This is a genomic window from Micromonospora sp. DT233, assembly GCF_049841815.1.
In the GTDB taxonomy this organism is placed as follows: Bacteria; Actinomycetota; Actinomycetes; order Mycobacteriales; family Micromonosporaceae; genus Micromonospora.
Genome location: NZ_JBNCLB010000004.1, coordinates 544165 through 560328, shown reverse-complemented (window position 1 = coordinate 560328; position 16164 = coordinate 544165). Strand labels below are relative to the sequence as shown.

13 protein-coding genes and 1 pseudogene are annotated in these 16164 nt (G+C 71.7%); 7 read left to right on the top strand and 7 right to left on the bottom strand.

The annotated features are described in order from the left end of the window. The first annotated feature begins 149 nt into the window (after positions 1 to 149). A complete protein-coding gene (locus ACLQ2V_RS13600) occupies positions 150 to 2102 on the top strand; it encodes a chorismate-binding protein (protein ID WP_425718790.1) in 1953 nt (650 codons plus the stop codon). Positions 2103 to 2251: 149 nt separating this feature from the next. On the opposite strand, the gene wrbA is transcribed toward ACLQ2V_RS13600, so the two are convergent. Both wrbA and ACLQ2V_RS13590 read right to left on the bottom strand, forming a co-directional pair. Then, entirely contained in the window at positions 2252 to 2875 is a 624-nt protein-coding gene (gene wrbA, locus ACLQ2V_RS13595) for an NAD(P)H:quinone oxidoreductase (RefSeq protein WP_425718789.1), read from the bottom strand. Positions 2876 to 2985: 110 nt separating this feature from the next. Then, complete coding sequence (locus ACLQ2V_RS13590; protein WP_425718788.1) at positions 2986 to 3381, bottom strand: hypothetical protein; 396 nt, start codon at positions 3379 to 3381, stop codon at positions 2986 to 2988. Positions 3382 to 3673: 292 nt separating this feature from the next. Here ACLQ2V_RS13590 and ACLQ2V_RS13585 point away from each other — a divergent pair, with 292 nt between their 5' ends. Both ACLQ2V_RS13585 and ACLQ2V_RS13580 read left to right on the top strand, forming a co-directional pair. Next, positions 3674 to 4393: a YsnF/AvaK domain-containing protein gene (locus tag ACLQ2V_RS13585; protein WP_425718787.1), complete on the top strand. Its 720-nt coding sequence runs from the start codon at positions 3674 to 3676 to the stop codon at positions 4391 to 4393. Between the two features lie 241 nt (positions 4394 to 4634). After that, positions 4635 to 5708 (top strand): winged helix DNA-binding domain-containing protein, encoded by a 1074-nt coding sequence (locus ACLQ2V_RS13580; RefSeq protein WP_425718843.1) that lies wholly within the window; start codon positions 4635 to 4637, stop codon positions 5706 to 5708. A 124-nt stretch (positions 5709 to 5832) separates the two neighbouring features. Here the strand turns inward: ACLQ2V_RS13580 and ACLQ2V_RS13575 are convergent, their stop codons facing one another. Together ACLQ2V_RS13575 and ACLQ2V_RS13570 are read right to left on the bottom strand one after the other, a co-directional pair. Beyond that, complete coding sequence (locus tag ACLQ2V_RS13575; protein ID WP_425718786.1) at positions 5833 to 7059, bottom strand: helix-turn-helix domain-containing protein; 1227 nt, start codon at positions 7057 to 7059, stop codon at positions 5833 to 5835. A 440-nt stretch (positions 7060 to 7499) separates the two neighbouring features. Beyond that, positions 7500 to 8294, bottom strand: a complete 795-nt coding sequence (locus ACLQ2V_RS13570; RefSeq protein ID WP_425718785.1) for a GntR family transcriptional regulator — start codon at positions 8292 to 8294, stop codon at positions 7500 to 7502. A 728-nt stretch (positions 8295 to 9022) separates the two neighbouring features. Here ACLQ2V_RS13570 and ACLQ2V_RS13565 point away from each other — a divergent pair. Then, on the top strand, positions 9023 to 9487 hold the full coding sequence (locus ACLQ2V_RS13565; protein ID WP_425718784.1) for a DUF3592 domain-containing protein: 465 nt from the start codon (positions 9023 to 9025) through the stop codon (positions 9485 to 9487). An 84-nt stretch (positions 9488 to 9571) separates the two neighbouring features. Here the strand turns inward: ACLQ2V_RS13565 and ACLQ2V_RS13560 are convergent, their stop codons facing one another. Further along, entirely contained in the window at positions 9572 to 10594 is a 1023-nt protein-coding gene (locus ACLQ2V_RS13560) for an alpha/beta fold hydrolase (RefSeq protein ID WP_425718783.1), read from the bottom strand. 103 nt (positions 10595 to 10697) lie between these two features. Next, complete coding sequence (locus tag ACLQ2V_RS13555) at positions 10698 to 12251, bottom strand: N-acetylmuramoyl-L-alanine amidase (protein ID WP_425718782.1); 1554 nt, start codon at positions 12249 to 12251, stop codon at positions 10698 to 10700. A 304-nt stretch (positions 12252 to 12555) separates the two neighbouring features. Here ACLQ2V_RS13555 and ACLQ2V_RS13550 point away from each other — a divergent pair, with 304 nt between their 5' ends. The 3 genes and pseudogenes from ACLQ2V_RS13550 to ACLQ2V_RS13540 all read left to right on the top strand — a co-directional run bounded on the left by ACLQ2V_RS13550 (position 12556) and on the right by ACLQ2V_RS13540 (position 15164). After that, positions 12556 to 14055: an FAD-binding protein gene (locus tag ACLQ2V_RS13550; RefSeq protein ID WP_425718781.1), complete on the top strand. Its 1500-nt coding sequence runs from the start codon at positions 12556 to 12558 to the stop codon at positions 14053 to 14055. 109 nt (positions 14056 to 14164) lie between these two features. Beyond that, positions 14165 to 14679, top strand: a pseudogene (locus ACLQ2V_RS13545) (DsbA family protein). A 209-nt stretch (positions 14680 to 14888) separates the two neighbouring features. Next, entirely contained in the window at positions 14889 to 15164 is a 276-nt protein-coding gene (locus ACLQ2V_RS13540) for a hypothetical protein (protein ID WP_425718780.1), read from the top strand. Positions 15165 to 15225: 61 nt separating this feature from the next. Here ACLQ2V_RS13540 and ACLQ2V_RS13535 read toward each other — a convergent pair whose 3' ends face one another. Next, positions 15226 to 15618, bottom strand: a complete 393-nt coding sequence (locus ACLQ2V_RS13535) for a DUF3224 domain-containing protein (protein WP_425718779.1) — start codon at positions 15616 to 15618, stop codon at positions 15226 to 15228. Between the last annotated feature and the right edge of the window lie 546 nt (positions 15619 to 16164).

Here is a 16164-nt window from a genome sequence, read left to right as displayed (position 1 = left end):
CGCGCATCCGACCTGCTGGTGGCCCGCCGACCCGGCGGCCCACTCCCGCGCGTAGCTTCCCCACGCGGCCGCCCCACGAGGCGGTCGCCGGTTTCCTCCCGGCCCACCAGGCCGCCGCCGACGGCGCCGCCCGGCCACCAGGAGAACCGATGACCCGCCCGCACGACCTGCTCGCCGCCGTCGCCGACGGCGTCGACCCCGGCCCCTTCGCGCTCGTGCGCCGCGAGGGCGCCGAGCACCTGGAGCTCTTCACCGGCACCGTACGCCCGGTCGACCGGCTCGCCGACGTCCCGCTGCCCGACGGCCCGGCCGGGCCGCGCACCCTCGCGCTGGTGCCCTACCGGCAGCTCGCCGAGCGCGGGTTCGACTGCGTCGACGACGGCGTGCCGCTGGAGTGCCTGGAGATCACCGGGCACACCCGGTTGCCGCTGGCCGACGCGCTGGCCGCCCTGCCCGACGCCCCGGTGGACGCCACCGACGCCGGGTTCGACGTCGCCGATGCCGAGTACGCCGAGACCGTCGCCCGGGTGCTGGCCGAGGAGATCGGCCGGGGCGAGGGGGCGAACTTCGTCGTCCACCGCGCCGCGCGCGCCACCGTCGCGGGCTCCCCGCTGGTCGCGGCGCTGGCCGCGCTGCGCCGGCTGCTGCTGCGCGAACGCGGTGCGTACTGGACGTTCGTGGTGCACACCGGCACCCGCGTCCTGGTCGGGGCCAGCCCGGAGCGGCACGTCAGCGTCGACGACGGGTTGGTCATGATGAACCCGATCAGCGGCACCTTCCGGCACGGCGGGACGGCGGACCAGGCGGCGCTGCTGCGCTTCCTCGCCGACCCGAAGGAGATCGACGAGCTGTCCATGGTGCTCGACGAGGAGCTGAAGATGATGGCGCGGGTGGCCGAGCGCGGCGGGCAGGTGGTCGGCCCGTACCTCAAGGAGATGTCGCAGCTGGCGCACACCGAGTACCTGCTGGCCGGGCGGAGCACCCTGGACGTGCGGGAGGTGCTGCGGGAGACCATGTTCGCTCCCACCGTCACCGGCAGCCCGATGGAGAACGCCTGCCGGGTCATCGCGCGGTACGAGCCGGCCGGGCGGCGCTACTACGCGGGGGTGCTGGCCCTGCTGGGCCGCGACGAGACGGGCCGGCAGACCCTCGACGCGCCCATCCTGATCCGTACCGCCGAGATCTCCCCCGCCGGTGAGCTGCGCGTCGGCGTCGGGGCGACCCTGGTGCGCCACTCCACCCCGGCCGGCGAGGTGGCGGAGACCCACGCGAAGGCCGCCGGGGTGCTGGCCGCCCTCGGCCTGCGCCCGGACGCCGCGCCGGCCGGTCCGGGCCCGCTGCCCCGGCTGGCCGACGACCCCCAGGTACGGGCGACGCTGGCCGCCCGCAACGCCCCGCTGGCCCGGTTCTGGCTCGACCAGCGACCCGCCGGGGCGGTGGCGCTGCCCGGGTTGGCCGGCCGCCGGGCGTTGATCGTCGACGGCGAGGACACCTTCACCGGGATGCTCGCCCACCAGTTGCGCGCCCTCGGGCTGGCCGTCGAGGTGACCCCGTGGCACCGATCCGTCGCCAACGACGCGCCCGATCTGGTGGTGGCCGGCCCCGGACCGGGCGACCCCCGGGCGGTGGAGCAGCCGAAGATGGCGGCCCTGCGGGGCCTGCTGGCCGCCCGCCTCGCCGCCGGGGCGCCGACCTTGGCCGTGTGCCTGAGCCACCAGCTCCTCGCCGGGTTGCTCGGGCTCGCACTGCGCCGCCGGGACGCGCCGTACCAGGGATTGCAGCGCGACGTCCCGGTCTTCGGCGTCGACCGGAGGGTCGGGTTCTACTCCACGTTCACCGCCGTCGCCGACGCCGACCGGGTGACCACCGCGTACGGGCCGGTGGAGCTGTCCCGGGACCCGGCCGACCGGGCGGTGCACGCGCTGCGCGGGCCGGGCTTCGCCGGGGTGCAGTTCCACCCGGAGTCGGTGCTCAGCCGCGACGGCCTGGCGGTCCTGGCCGACCTGCTGGGGCACCTGCTGGCGGTCCCGCCGGGCCACCCGCCGCTCGCCACGCCCGCCGGCACGGCGGCGCTGACCCCGGGGCCGCTCGACCGCGACTAGCGACGACGAGGCCGGCGCTCCCACCCCCCACCTCCATGATCATGAAGTTATTGCCATTCGCCCGGCGTGTCGGCGGCAATAGCTTCATGATCACCCGAGGGAAGGGGGGTGGGGTGCGCGGTCGGGGTGGCGAGTTGGTCGGGGTGGCGTCAGCCGGTGGCCGACATGCCGCGCTTGAGCGCCGAGGCGATCAGCACCGCACGCTTCGTGGTCAGCGCGGTCGCGCCCAGCGCCACAGCGTCCGGCGGGTTCTCGCCGTTGTTGCTGGTGTGCGACGCGCCGTACGGGTTGCCCGCGACGAACTGGCTCGGCTCGGTGTAGCCGGGGGTGACCACCACGCCGCCCCAGTGGTAGAAGACGGTGAGCAGCGACAGCAGCGTCGACTCGTGCCCGCCGTGCGCCGTCGCCGTCGAGGTGAACGCCGAGTAGACCTTGTTGGCCAGCGCCCCCTGCGCCCAGAGCGGGCCGGTGGTGTCGATGAACTGCTTGAGCTGCGCGGCGATCATGCCGTACCGGGTGGGAGCACCCATGATCACCACGTCGGCCCAGGAGAGGTCGTCGGGCTCGGCCTCCATCACGTCCTGGGTCTCCAGGCGGTGCGCCTGCCACCCCGAGTTGGAGCGAATCGCCTCGTCCGGCGCCAGCTCACGCACCTTGCGCAGCCGAACCTCCGCGCCGGCCTCACCGGCCGCCTCGCTTGCCGCCTGGGCCATCTGGTACGTGATGCCGGTCGCGCTGTAGTAGATCACCGCGACCTTGATCTGGCCGTCCATCAAGTGTCCCCTCCTCGTTTCGGGTCAGCCGCGAAACCTACCCGGTGACCCCTTCGACAAACGCCGGGGCGCCGCGCACCGACCGGGGTGCGGCGCGGCCTCGGGGCGGGTCAGTCGTCCAGCTTGTCGCGCAGGTCGTCGACCTGCTGCTCCAGCCGGTTTACGGCCTTCTCGTTGTTGGCGAAGGTGCTGATCCCGGCCGCCAGGGCCAGCCCGAGCAGCACCGCCAGGATGCTGAGCACCAGCCCGCCGATGGCCACCCCACGGCCGGTGACGCCGGGCCGACGGGCCATCTTCAGGCCGAAGACGCCCAGGATGATGCCGATGATGCCGAGTATCAGCCCGATGGTGGCCAGAATCGCGGTCAGCGTGCTGAACAGCGCGGCGACCCCGAACACCAGGGAGAAGGCGGCCGCGGCGCTGGTCTTGGCCCCCGTGCCGCCCCGGGCCGGCCGCCGGCCGGTGGTCGTGCCGGCACCCCGGGCCGGCTCGTTTGACGCGGTCATCCCACACCTCGCTTCCGTCGCCTGCTTCCGTCGCCTGCTTCCGTCGCCTGCTTCCGTGCCGCCGCATCCCCGCTCCGCGCCCACCCATGCCCCGCCGCGCGGCCCTTCCCCGTCGATCATGGAGTTGGGGTGCCGGATTTCGCCCGCCGTGAGGCTTTCCCGGCCCCCACGACTCCATGATCGACGCAGCTGTGGGGGTTGGGGTGCTGCTGCTATTCGGGGAAGGGCGGGGGAATGTGCTTCCCGGGGGCCGGGTAGCCACGTCGTGACCCGCGAGAGAGAGGAACGAGACATGCGACTGACCGAGCAGCAGATCCGTTCGCTGTACGGACAGGATGTCCAGGACCGCTCGGGTGCGAAGATCGGCAGTGTGGGCCAGGTGTGGGCCGACGCCGTCGGCGAACCGACCTGGGTCAGCGTGAAGACCGGGCTCATGGGCCACCACGAGTCGATGGCCCCGCTGGAGGGGTCCCGGATGGAGCAGGGCAAGCTCGCCCTCGCGTACGACAAGGCGACCGTGCGCGGTGCGCCCAGCGTGGAGACGGGCACGGACGAGCCGCTGGATGCCGACCAGCTCGCCCAGCTCTACGCGCACTACCAGCTCGAAGAGCCGAGCCAGCCGCAGCGGCAGCCGGCGGACCGGGCGGAGGTCACCCGCTCCGAGGAGCGGATGCGGGTGGGCACCCGCAGCGAGCCGGCCGGCGCGGCCCGGCTGACCAAGCACGTCGTCACCGAGGACGTGCACACCACCGTCCCCGTGGAACACGACGAGGTGCGGATCGAGCACGAGCCCGTCGCGGCCGGGGACCGCAGCGCCCGGGCCGACATCGGCGACGAGCAGCGGGAGATGCAGCTGCGCGCCGAGCGGCCGGTGGTCAGCAAGGAGCAGGTCCCCGTCGAGCGGGTCCGGCTGACCAAGGACGAGGTCGTCGAGGAGCAACCCGTCGACGAGCGGCTGCGGCGGGAGCAGGTCGAGGCGAACGTGCCGGAGCCGGCGCGTCGGCGCGGCTGACGACGATCGGCACGACGATTGGCACCGTTGGCGACGGTCGACGCGGCTGACCACGGTCGGCGCGGCTGAGGACGACGGTCGACGGCACCGGGCGGGTGGGTCCCACGGGATCCGCCCGCCCGGCGCGCATGGTTGGCGACGCCGGGTGTCGGTGTGTTGTCGGTGGGTGGTTCTATGCTCCCCGAAACGACGGAAGGTGCCTGCCGTGGAACTCACCGGAGCAGACGCGCTCGCGCTGCGGATGAGCAGCCTGCTGCTGCGCCCGCATCCCACCGCCCGCCCCGCCGACGTGGCCGGGGTGGTCGAGTGGTTCGGCGCGATGCAGGCGCAGGACATGGCGAGCGGGCTGTGGTCGCTGGGCATGCGGCTGCCCGGGTCGACCCAGGCCGACGTGGTGGCGGCGTTGGAGCGGCGGGAGGCGCTGCGCACCTGGCCGATGCGGGGCACCGTGCACCTGGTGCCCTCGCGAGACGCCCGCTGGATGCTGGAGGTCACCGGCGTCCTCGCGCTGGCGGGGGCGGAACGGCGGCGGGCGTTCCTCGGCCTGAGCGAGGCCGACGCCGACCGGGCCGTCGACGTGCTCGGCGCGGCGCTCGCGGGCGGCGGCCGGCTGACCCGCGCCGAGTGCGTGGCCGCCCTGGAGAAGGCCGGCATCGAGGGCGCCGGGCAGCGCGGCTACCACCTGCTGTGGTACGCGGCTCAGCGCGGCGTCACCTGCGTCGCCCCGCACGTCGGCACCGAGCAGACCTTCGTCCTGCTCGACGAGTGGGTGCCGCAGCCACACCGCCCCGAGCGCGACGAGGCGTTGGGCATCCTCGCGCTGCGATACTTCCGCAGCCACGGCCCCACCACCAGGAAGGACTTCGCCGGTTGGACGGGGCTGAGCGCCGCCGACGCCAAGCGGGGCATCGCCGCCGCCGGAGCCGCGCTGACCACAGTCACGGTCGACGGGGTGGAGTCGGTGGTCGACCCGGCCCTGCTCGACGCGCCCCGGCCTGCGGTCGACGACGTGCACGCCCTGCCCGGCTTCGACGAATACCTGCTGGGCTACAAGGACCGGGCACTGATGCTCCTCGACCCCGCGCACAAGCAGGCGATCATCCCCGGCAACAACGGCGTCTTCCGGTCGACGGTGGTGCGCGGCGGCCGGGTGGTCGGCACCTGGAAGCGCACGCTGGGCAAGACGAAGGTGAAGGTCGCGGTGGAGCCGCTGGCCGACCTCGACGCCGCCGCCCGGGGCAGGGTCGACGCGGCGCTCGCGGCGTACGCCGGGTTCCTGGGGTTGCCGCCGGCCGTCGAGTGGGCCACCGTCTGACCGGGCCGCCATGGCGGGCACGGCGTGGTCGTTCTCGCCGGCCCGGGAGCGAGGCGGTTGGTCCCCATCGCCCCGCCACTCGGCACGATCACGGACCTGCCGCGCGCGCTCGAATCCACCGGGGCTACCGCCTCGTGAGCCCGATGGTGGCGGCGAGGCGGGTCACGTCGGCGGCGGCGGTGCCCGAGCGGATGACGGCGGCCAGTGCGGCGTGGGCGGTGGGGCGCGTGCGGAGCTCGGCGGGGGCGATGGCGTCGGCGGTGATCAGGGCGCGGCCGGCGGCGTGCGGGTCGCCGAGGTCGAGGTGGGCGCGGCTGATGTCGATGAGGTGGGCGGCGCGGTGCTCGGCGGGGAGCCGATGCCAGCCGTCGTCGCTGGTGGCCTGCCGGTGGATGGTGACGGCGCGTTGGTGGTCGCCGAGGCGGGTGGCGGTCAGGGCACGGGTCAGGTCGACGGCGGTGGGGCCGAAGGCGTACCCGTCGTGGTCGTTTCGCTGCCCGGCGGCGCTACTGTAGGCGAGTTGGGTGGCGCGGTCGGTGAGGTCGTCGGCGGTGGGGGCGTCCCCGCTGGTGGCGGCGGCGAGGGCGGCTTCGAGGAGCAGGGTGCCGGTCAGGGCGGGTTCGTCGGGGAGGAAGACGCGCGCGGGCGTCAGGTCGAGTTGGTGTACGGCGGTGTGGGCGGCGGTGACCGCGAGTCGGCTGCGGCGCAGGGCGCGCAGGGCCTGGGCGAGGGAGATGGCGGCGAGGCCGGTGCGGTGGGGGTCGCCGGTGGCGGCGGTCATCGCGCGGTCGGCGGCGAGCCAGGCAAGATGCGGTTCGCCGAGTTTCACCATGAGCTGGGCGGTGAGCCGGTAGACGCGGACGAGCAGGTCGGCGGCGGGTTGGCTGCCCGGCGGGGCGTGGTGGCGGGCGTAACGGGTCTGGTCGAGCAGATCGGGCAGGGCGCGCAGGACCTGAGGGTGGTTGCCGTTGCGGTAGGCGGCCCAGGCGTATCCGGCCTGGGCGTCGAGCTGGGTCAGCGGCGGGTGCTCGGGGCTGGCGGGGGCGGCGTGGCGCGCCAGTGCGGCCCGGATCTGTTCGATGTCGGCGCGGGTGTCGGTGGCCGGTGCGGGTGGGTTGGTGCCGCCGAGCAGGATGGCCGGGGTGACGCCGAGGGCGGCGGCGACGGTGTTGATGACGGAGAGCCGGTCGAGGACGCGTACGCCTCGTTCGATCTTGTCGACCCAGCTCTTGGACTTGCCGACGCGGTCGGCGAAGACCTGTTGGCTCATGCCTCGGCCGGTGCGTAGTTCGGCGATCCGCCGCCCGATCGGCGCGTGCTTTCCGGCCTTCCGCCGACGCGGCCCGGTCATCGGTGGCTCCGGGTCGGTGGCGGGGTGGGCTGGGTGGACTCGCCGCAGCGGGGGCACCAGCGGGACTTGACCCGGAACGCGAGGAGCCCGAGCAGGAACCCGGGCACCAGGCCACCAAACACGACCGACACCACTTCGGAGATCACCAGAGGTCTCGGTTTCCGGCGTGACCGGCTCTTACTGCAATCACGGAGGTGATTAGCCAGCGGCCGCCGACGGTTAAGTAGGCGGACGGTCCGCAGCGCTCCTGGCCGACTGAGTCGGAGTGTAAGCGAGCGACAGCAAGCTCCTGCATTGGGCACTCCTGCTAGGTGTTGGCACCTCGGACCCTCGTACCGACCGGCTCTCGCCAAAGAACTTGGTCGGCGCGAAAGGCCCTCCCTTGAGGACCAACCCTGCCAGATTGTCAGCAGACAATCAAGATGTCCGCTGACACGAGCCTAGCTAACTCCCCCGTCAGCGGGGAACGTATAGATCAATTCGTACGATTCCGCATCAAGCACCATCAGAGACACCTCCACACAGCGATCCCCGGCGTAGGCGTACCTGGTGATCTCGAAGACCAGACTGCCCTCTCTGCGCAGTGCCAGCCCTTCTCGGCCGTCCACCCCGCTGATCTCCTCCGGCGTGGCGGCGCGGCTTACGACTCGCTCCACGAACCTCGTCGGCTCCAACCCCTGCTCCGCGAGCCGGGCGAACGTTCCACCAGGCCCAGTGTCGGTGTGCTCGATGCGAGTGCCACGGGTCAGGTCTGTTGGAAGGTAGGCGGTGGCCAGTTGGACGGGACGTCGGCCCCGTACGTACCGGCGATACCTCGACAACACCACGTCCCCAGGTCGCACCCCGAGAGCTTCGGCGACCTGCGACGGGGGCACGACGTCACCCACTGTGACGTCCACAGCCTGGGGCGGATCAACAGAATCATGCGCCTGGATCGACAGTCCACGCCCCCACTGCTTCGACGCCAGCCTCCCCGGCGAAGTCCGAGGGATGCGGCTCGCGCGCACATAGCTGCCGGAACCCCGGCGCGACTCGATCAACCCTTCGGCGCGCAGGCGATCGATGGCCTTCTCGGCGACACCCCGCGCCACGCCCTCTTCACTGCTGGCGAAATCACGAAGGGTAGGTAGCTTCGCACCAGCCTCGTAGCCCTTGGCACCTTCCTTGATCCTGCGCCGTAGTTCGGCAGCGAAGCTCTCGGCAGTGTGCTTCTTCGGGCCACTTGCGTCGTTCATCGGATTCTCCAACTGTCGCCTGACAGAAGGTTACTGGCGAGACAGTTGCGCCACCTAAGCGACCCGAAGCGCTCGGGGCACTTTATCATCTTAAGATAAATTATCTGTCCGAAGACAATTTCGGCTACGGAATGCACCCATTTCGACACGGAGGGTTCAGGCTTGCCGTCGCCGCAGCCACAATAGACAGGCAGGTGCCGACCTGCGTCTGACTGCGGCAGCAAAGCCGGCCAGGGCGGCAGCGGGTCGCCAACGGCGCTCAGGTAGCCCATCGGGGAGAGCGTCCCATCCGTCCGTCGCGCGACGTCCGGCCAGGCGGGAAGGCTGTGCGGGACGCTATGGAGCTGATTCGTTGACGACATCAGACGGGCTGCGTATCCCTGGGCTGGGACCGGTTCCCAAGTCGGATACGGCTTTCCCCCCGATTCCTTTACGACATCAGCTCCAGATAGCGCCGAAGAGGCATCCCCCTCCTTCTCAACCGTCGGCAGCCTCAAGAGCTAACCGGGATTCACCGCTGCCTTGCCCTCTCCTGAAGCAGGAAAGGCATACACCAGCTCGTACGCCTCGGCGTCGAGCACCAGCAGTGACACCTCGACGCAGCGGTCGGCGGCGTAGGCGCATCTGGCGAGCCCGGCGAGCACTGCGTCAGTACCATCACCGCTGCATCAGGACGCTCACAACGCGCTCGAGCAACCGACTTGAACTCGCGGGCATTGGAGGGTGCGGTGCCGGTCTTGGTATGGCTGTTCGGCGGAACGCGCGTCATCGTCGGGGCTCTCGTCGGAACCGTACTGATCTGCGATGGTGTCCTGCTCGACTTCCGCCTGAACGCCATCATCGACCAGCGGGTCAGCGAGGGAACGGCGGTTACCGGCCGGATCGTGCAGGCGGACCGCTTCCGCGTGAGCCGCTCCAGCTCGGTGACCCGGATGACCGTGGCGTACTCCGTGGACGGGGTGGCGTACCAGGAGCGCTTCTCCAGTGAGCTCGACGGGGGTCGCCGTCGCGCCGGGGAGGAGCTCACGGTGTACGTCGACCCGGACGATCCGGCCAAGGCTGCCACAGCCGACGGGTACGCGACGGAGGATCTGCTGCTCCAACTGCCCATTCTGCTCGGGGTCGCCGGTGGCCTGGCGATCGTGGCGGCGCTCGTGTGGATCAAGACGGGTCGCCGCCCCGGTTCCGAGTGACCGAGCGGTTCGGGGCGAGCGGCGACGGGCGGGACCGGTCCCCCCAAGTCGGGTACGACCTCCGCCCCCGATTCGTTTACGACATCAGCTCCAGATAGCGCCGAAGAGGTATCCGCCCACTCGTACGCCTCGGCGTCGGGCCCGCTCGGTGACACCTCGATCGGCGGTCGGTGGAATAGGCAGCCGGCCACCCCAGCCACGGTGCCCAGCGGCGGCCCCGCGCCGCCTCGGGTCAGTGCGCGGACAGGAACGTCGACAGTGCGGCCGCCGTCTCGTCCGGGCGTTCCTCGGCGAGGAAGTGCCCGCAGTCCAGCGCGCGACCCTCCACGCCGTACGCCTCCTGCGCCCAACTCTCCGGCACGTCGTACGACGCGCCGAGGCCGCGCTCGCTCCACAGGACCAGCAGCGGGCAGGCGATGCGCCGGCCGGCGTCGGCCGCGTCGTGGCCAGGTCCACGGTCGCGCCGGCGCGGTAGTCCGCGCAGCTCGCCCGGACGGTGTCCGGGTCGAAACAGCGGTGGTACTCGGCCACCGCCGCCGGGTCGAGCGCGTTGCCGTCGCCGCGCCACTCGTCGAGGGTGTGGTCCAGGTACCGGTGCGGGTCCGCGCCGATCAGGCGCTCGGGCAGGCCGCCGGGCTGGACGAGGAAGAAGTAGCGCCAGGCCGCGGTGGCGCGCGCCTGGTCGAGCACGCCGTAGACCAGCCGGGTCGGCACGATGTCCAGCACCGCCAGACCGGTGACGGCCGCCGGATGGTCCAGCGCCATCCGGCGGGCGACCCGCCCGCCCCGGTCGTGCCCGACGACGGCGAAGCGTCGGTGCCCCAGCGCCGCCATCACCTCGAGCTGGTCGCGGGCCATCTCCCGCTTGCTGTACGCGACATGCCCGGCATGGGGCGCGGGTGCCGGGCTGTCGCCGTAACCGCGCAGATCCGTACAGATGACGGTGTTTTCCCGGGCGAGCCGGGGTGCCACCCGGTGCCACATGGCGTGCGTCTGCGGGTACCCGTGCAGCAGGAGCAGCGGCGGCCCGTTTCCGCCGACCACCCCGTGGATCGTCGTGCCGTTCACCTGCCGGTCGAATGCCTCGAATCCCGCAAAGAGCGCCACGCCCGCTGCGTTACCCGCCAGCGGCACCGGCTAACGGGGAGCCGGACGCGGGAAGGGCCCCCGGCGGTGCCGGGGGCCCTTCCCTACTTCAGGCGTGCGCGGGTCAGACGCGGGTGACGCGGATCGCGTCGGCGATGACGTAGCCGGTGCTGCCCGACCAGCGGCTGACGCCCACCTTGTTGGCGTCCCCGGCGGTCAGGGTGAAGGTGCCCAGCGAGCGCCAGCCCCCACCGTTGGTGCTCTGGTTGACGTTGACCGTCTGGTTGCCGCTGCTGGTCGCCACGACGTACGGCGTGGAGGTGTTGTAGCCGGCCACGCCCGGGTACCAGGCCTCCACCCGGTAGGTGGCGGTGGCCGGGATGTTCACCTTGTACCAGGCCACGTCGCTGGACGAGACCGGGTTGGCGTACCGGTAGTCGGCGCCGTAGCGCTGCGCCGAGTACGTCGAGGTGGCCCAGTTGGCGCTGGCGGTGAAGCGGCCGGAGGTGCTGTTGTCCACGATCGTCGACCAGGAGGTCGGCGGGGGCGTGGTGTCGCCGCCGGTGACCAGCTCCATGTAGCGGGTCCAGTTCCAGTTCGGACCGGGGTCGGTGTGGGTGGCGCCCGGCACCTGGTTGTGCCCGATGATGTTGTTGCGGCTCTTCGGGATGCCGTACTTGTCGCAGAGGAAGCGCGTCAGCGTGGCCGACGCCCGGTACATCGCGTCGGTGTACCAGGAGGCGTTGTCGACGTAGCCCTCGTGCTCGATGCCGATCGACTGGGTGTTGTAGGTCCAGTTGCCGGCGTGCCAGGCGATGTCCTTGTCCCGCACCATCTGGGTCACCGCGCCGTCGGAGGAGCGCAGCAGGTAGTGCGCGCTGGCGCCGGCGGCGGGGTTCTGGAACCAGCTGATCGAGCCGGCGTAGCTGCCCTGCATGGTGTGGATGACGACGTAGTTGATCGGGTACGCCGACTCGCGGCTGGAGGCGGTGTAGTTGGACGTGCTCGCCGCCACCCAGGCCGCCGGGCCGTAGTCGGTGCTCTGGGTGCCCATGTCGGCGCTGCCCAGCGGTGCCACATTGGCGTACTCGCCGCGCTGCGGCGCGACCGGGCGGGGGGCCACGGTGACCTGGCCGGCGGCGGTGGCGGCCTGGAAGCCGGTGCCGAGCAGCTCGTACACGGCGTCGGCGTAGAGCCGGGCGGTGGCCTTGTCCGACGAGCCACCGTAGCGGGCGATCAGGCCGTACCACTGGTTGACGTCGTCGCGCTGGGCCTCGCTGAGCCCGGCCTGATCGGCGTACGAGCGCAGCACCGCCGCCGCGCCGGCCACGTTCGCCGCGTCCGAGGTGCGCAGCGCGGTGCGGTCCAGTCGGGCCCGGCTGACGGCCTCGTCGAGGGTCCGGACCTTCGGGTTGCTGGTCAGGTGCATGATGCCGTACCCGCCGGAGGCGCTGGGCTCGCCGTGGTGGCCGTCGAGCCGGGTCTCGGCGTACCCGAGGGCGGCCAGCAGGTCGCGCGGCACGTCGGACCGGACGGCGGCCCGGTCGAAGGCGGCGGCGAGGGTCTCCGCGCTCGGCTGGGGCGCGGCCTGGGCCGGCTGTCCGGTCAGGCCGATGGTCAGGATCATCGCACCGCCGAGCAGTTGGCTCACCCGACGTGTGGGTCTCCGAACAGTCACCGTCACTCCTCGTCGACTACAAGGGCGACTGTGATCAAGTCACCCGGATCGCCGCACCATATATCGCGACATCCGTCTATGTCGAGAGCTTGCATCGGAGGCGTCGATGCTGAAGACTTCCTTCACCGGAGTGCCCTCCGGAGCCGATTCGGGCGTGGTCACGTCACCCGACCGGGTTCCGTGACGAATTCTCAGATATACGGACAAACCTCTCGCATTAGCGTGGGCTCAACGCGTCGGACGACAGGCGGAAGATCCTCTTGGTCGAAGGCTGGCGCGCCCCGCGATCGAGAGGATACGGACGATGCGCGACCTGTCTCGACGAAACCTGCTCCGCACGACGGCGGCCGTCGGTGCCGGGGCGGTCATCCTCCCCGGCCTGCTCAGCGGCGGCGTACCGGGCCTGGCGGCCGACGGCCCGGGTCCCTCGGCCAACGCGAAGTTCCCGCCGGCCGAGCTGACCGGTCGCATCGTCCACCCGCAGAGCCCCGAGTACCCGAGCGCCAGCCTCGGCTGGGACGAGCTCTTCGTGCGCTACCCGCTGGTCATCGTCTTCGCCCAGGAGACCGGGGACGTGGTCAACGCCCTCACCTGGGCCCGGCAGCACGACGTCGCGCTACGGGTACGCAGCGGCCGGCACAGCCTCGAGGGCTGGTCGAACGTGGACAACGGCATCGTCATCGACGTCAGCGAGCTGAAGTCGGTCCGGATCGACACCACCGCCCGCACCGCCAGGGTCGGCGCGGGGCTCAACCAGTTGGAGGCGGTGACCACGCTCGGGGAGCACGGTCTCGCGGTGACCACCGGCACGGAGGGCAGCGTGGGCCTCTCCGGCGCCACCCTGGGTGGCGGCTTCGGCTTCCTCACCCGCTACCTCGGCATGGCCTGTGACAACCTGATCGGGGCGGAGATCGTCGTCGCGGCGGGGGCCGACGGCGCGAAGGCAATCGAGGTGGACCCCTGGAACCACGCCGACCTGCTCTGGGCGCTGCGGGGCGCCGGAAACGGCAACTTCGGGATCGTCACGTCGATGACCTTCCGGGCGGCCCCGCTGAGCGGCGTCGCCTACCTTCAGGCGACCTGGGACGGCCTCGACGACCTGCACACGATCTTCGACACCTGGCAGCGCACCGCGCCGTTCGCCGACTACCGCCTCGGCACCCAGGTCGAGATCCACCCGACCCAGATCCTGCTCTTCGCGGTGGTCGCGGAAGGCACCGAGGCGCAGGCGAGGGAGCTGCTGCACCCACTGCTGTCGATCGGCGACCCGGAGGTCACCGTGCAGACCGGAGGCTGGGGCGAGACCTACGCCGGCTTCCAGATCCCGACCGAGCAGGAGCCGGCCAACTGGAAGTTCTTCTCCCAGTTCACCAAGCGGCCGTTCCCTGACGAGGCGATCCGGGTGATCCGCGAGTTCATGGAGAACGCCCCCGCCGAGGACAGCAACTTCTTCACCCAGGCCTTCGGCACCGGAGCGCACGCGCACGAGCCCTTCGGCGGCACCGCGTTTCCGCACCGCGACGCGCTGTTCTACTCCGAGCCCGGCGTCGGCTGGGGCACCCGTGGCGAGCCGGGCAGCGGCGACGAGGTCACCCCGCTGGCCCAGACCTGGATCGCCGAGTTCAGCCAGGCGCTGCGCCCCTACGTCGACGGCGCGTACGTCAACGTGCCGAACATCGGGATGTCGGAGTGGGAGACCGCCTACTGGGGGCCCAACGTCGAGCAGCTGCGCCGGGTCAAGGCCACCTACGACCCCCGCAACGTCTTCCAGTACGAGCAGAGCATCCCGCCCGCGTCCTGCTGACCCGCGCCGGCTTCGCTGCGGTCGGGCCGGCCGCGTCGTACGCCCGCCGGACGTCACCTTCTTCTTCGACCCCGCCTGCCCGTGGACCTGGCGCACCTCGCGCTGGCTGGTGGCCGTCGCCGACGCCCATGGGCTGACCATCGAGTGGCGGTCGTTCAGCCTGGCGCTGCTCGACGAGGGCGAGACGCCGTCGCAGTTCAACGAGGTGCTGGCCGCCTCCAGCCGGGCGCTGCGGCTGGTGGAGGCGCTGCGGGCCGAGGGCCGGGGCGACGACGTCGCACGCTTCTACACCGAGCTGGGCGAGCGCACCCACGACAGCGACGGTCCGCTCTCCGGCGAGCTGGTGCAGGCGGCCGTCGAGGCGGTCGGCCTCGGTGACGCCGCGCCGGCCCTCGACGACGAGCGCTGGGACGACGCGGTACGCGAGTCGCACGCCCTGGCGTACGCCTCGGCGGCCCGGACATCGGCTCGCCGGTGCTGACGGTGCCCGGCGCGGAGCGCGGCATCCACGGCCCGATCCTGACCGAGGTCCCCGGCACCGACGACGCGCTGGTCCGCTGGGACTCGCTGCTGCCGCTGGTGCGGATGCCGGCCTTCCACGAGATCAAGCGCGGCCGCCGCTGACGGGGATCTCCGCATGCCCCGATCGGTGGGCGATCGCGCGAATCTCCGCTGTCGCGCCGCCGGTTGGGCAGAATCGTTGGCGGTGGGACGGTGCCGCCGCAGCAACCGGCGGGGACGTTCTCCCAGCTGTCACGGGTGGCCGCCACGCCGGCCGTGGTTTGGCCCCGGAGCACGACGGGGTACTGCGGACGCCGACGAAGGGAGTGTCGATGTCGGAGCCACATGTCACGCTGGACCCCAGCGGGCTGGACCCGGTGCAGCAGAAGCTCCGGGGCCCGCTGGAGGACCAGCTGACCTCGGCTTTGCAGGCCGCCACCGACCGGGTCAGCGCCAGCTACGCCGGCGAGCCGGTCGAGCAGATCTGCCAGCGGCTGCTGGACGAGACCCGCTCGGGGCTGCACCCCGACATCGCGGCCGGGTTCAACCCCGACATGGACGAGTTCTGCCGGGTGGCGGTGGCGATCGTCCGCCGCGAGGTCTCCTGAGGCACGCGCCCCGGGCGTGGGCCCTACAGAATCGTCAGCCCCTGAACCGCCACCGGCGTCATCAGACGTCGTATTCGATCGAGTATTCGGCGGTCGTGCTGTCCACCGACTTCACCGTGCCGGCACCCGTGATGCCGCTGAGCCCGCCGGTCCCGGACCCCTCGACGATCACCCAGTTCTCGGCAGCGGCCTTGGTGAAGGTGCCCTCGATACGGGCGACGAAGGTGCCCTCCCGGTCGCCGACATGCCCCTCGAAACGCTGGAGCCCGACGTAGGTCGCCGATCCGTCCGGGCCGTAGACCATGAGGTATTCGAGAAGCCCTTCGCCCTCGAGCCCTCCCACGAAGGAATTGACGACGCTCGCACGGGTCAGAGTCGCCGAACCATCCGCCTTGTGGTAAGGGTTCTCATCCCATGACTTGGTGGTGTAGGTGCCGGTTGCTCGGGTGGACATCCGCTGGCATTTCCTCTCACTCAACACTCGGCCGTGTTCACAGCCCTGCGCGGAGAGCATGACATACCGTAGTGACGGCATGACCGCCGCCGCACCACAGCGCGAAATCATGGCTCAACCGCGGGGATCCGCATTGCCGAGTGTCCGCGGAGCAGGAACCGGCCAGTGAGGTGATCGGGTCAGGACCGGGTCCGCAACTCCCCGGCCCTGACCCGCCGGCCGCCCGGCGACGCAGCGGAGTTCCGCCTCGACGAGCGCATGGGCGCGGGACCCGCCCACGCCGGCTCGACGCGGCGAGTCAACCCGCCTGCACTCAGCTCCACGGTGCTCCACCGCCGGGCTCCGGCGCGTTCCCGACCTACCCCCGTCAAGCCGCGAACGTCGGCCCAGGCTAGGCCCGTAGCCGCAGGCCAGACAAGGTTCATCCCGAGTCGACGATGGTGATTGATGTCAATGTCGCCGGACGGCGTGTCGCGGTAACACGACGATGCGGACCGGCGCTGTTGGGCATCGGAGGCAGCGCGTGGGCTCATTCGGTGCAGGCGG

Excerpts from the sequence above, each read along its gene's own strand:
- ACLQ2V_RS13600 (WP_425718790.1), top strand. The coding sequence starts at position 150 with ATGACCCGCCCGCACGACCTGCTCGCCGCCGTCGCCGACGGCGTCGAC.
- wrbA (WP_425718789.1), bottom strand. The coding sequence starts at position 2,875 with ATGGACGGCCAGATCAAGGTCGCGGTGATCTACTACAGCGCGACCGGC.
- ACLQ2V_RS13590 (WP_425718788.1), bottom strand. The coding sequence starts at position 3,381 with ATGACCGCGTCAAACGAGCCGGCCCGGGGTGCCGGCACGACCACCGGC.
- ACLQ2V_RS13585 (WP_425718787.1), top strand. The coding sequence starts at position 3,674 with ATGCGACTGACCGAGCAGCAGATCCGTTCGCTGTACGGACAGGATGTC.
- ACLQ2V_RS13580 (WP_425718843.1), top strand. The coding sequence starts at position 4,635 with ATGAGCAGCCTGCTGCTGCGCCCGCATCCCACCGCCCGCCCCGCCGAC.
- ACLQ2V_RS13575 (WP_425718786.1), bottom strand. The coding sequence starts at position 7,059 with ATGACCGGGCCGCGTCGGCGGAAGGCCGGAAAGCACGCGCCGATCGGG.
- ACLQ2V_RS13570 (WP_425718785.1), bottom strand. The coding sequence starts at position 8,294 with ATGAACGACGCAAGTGGCCCGAAGAAGCACACTGCCGAGAGCTTCGCT.
- ACLQ2V_RS13550 (WP_425718781.1), top strand. The coding sequence starts at position 12,556 with ATGCGCGACCTGTCTCGACGAAACCTGCTCCGCACGACGGCGGCCGTC.
- ACLQ2V_RS13540 (WP_425718780.1), top strand. The coding sequence starts at position 14,889 with ATGTCGGAGCCACATGTCACGCTGGACCCCAGCGGGCTGGACCCGGTG.
- ACLQ2V_RS13535 (WP_425718779.1), bottom strand. The coding sequence starts at position 15,618 with ATGTCCACCCGAGCAACCGGCACCTACACCACCAAGTCATGGGATGAG.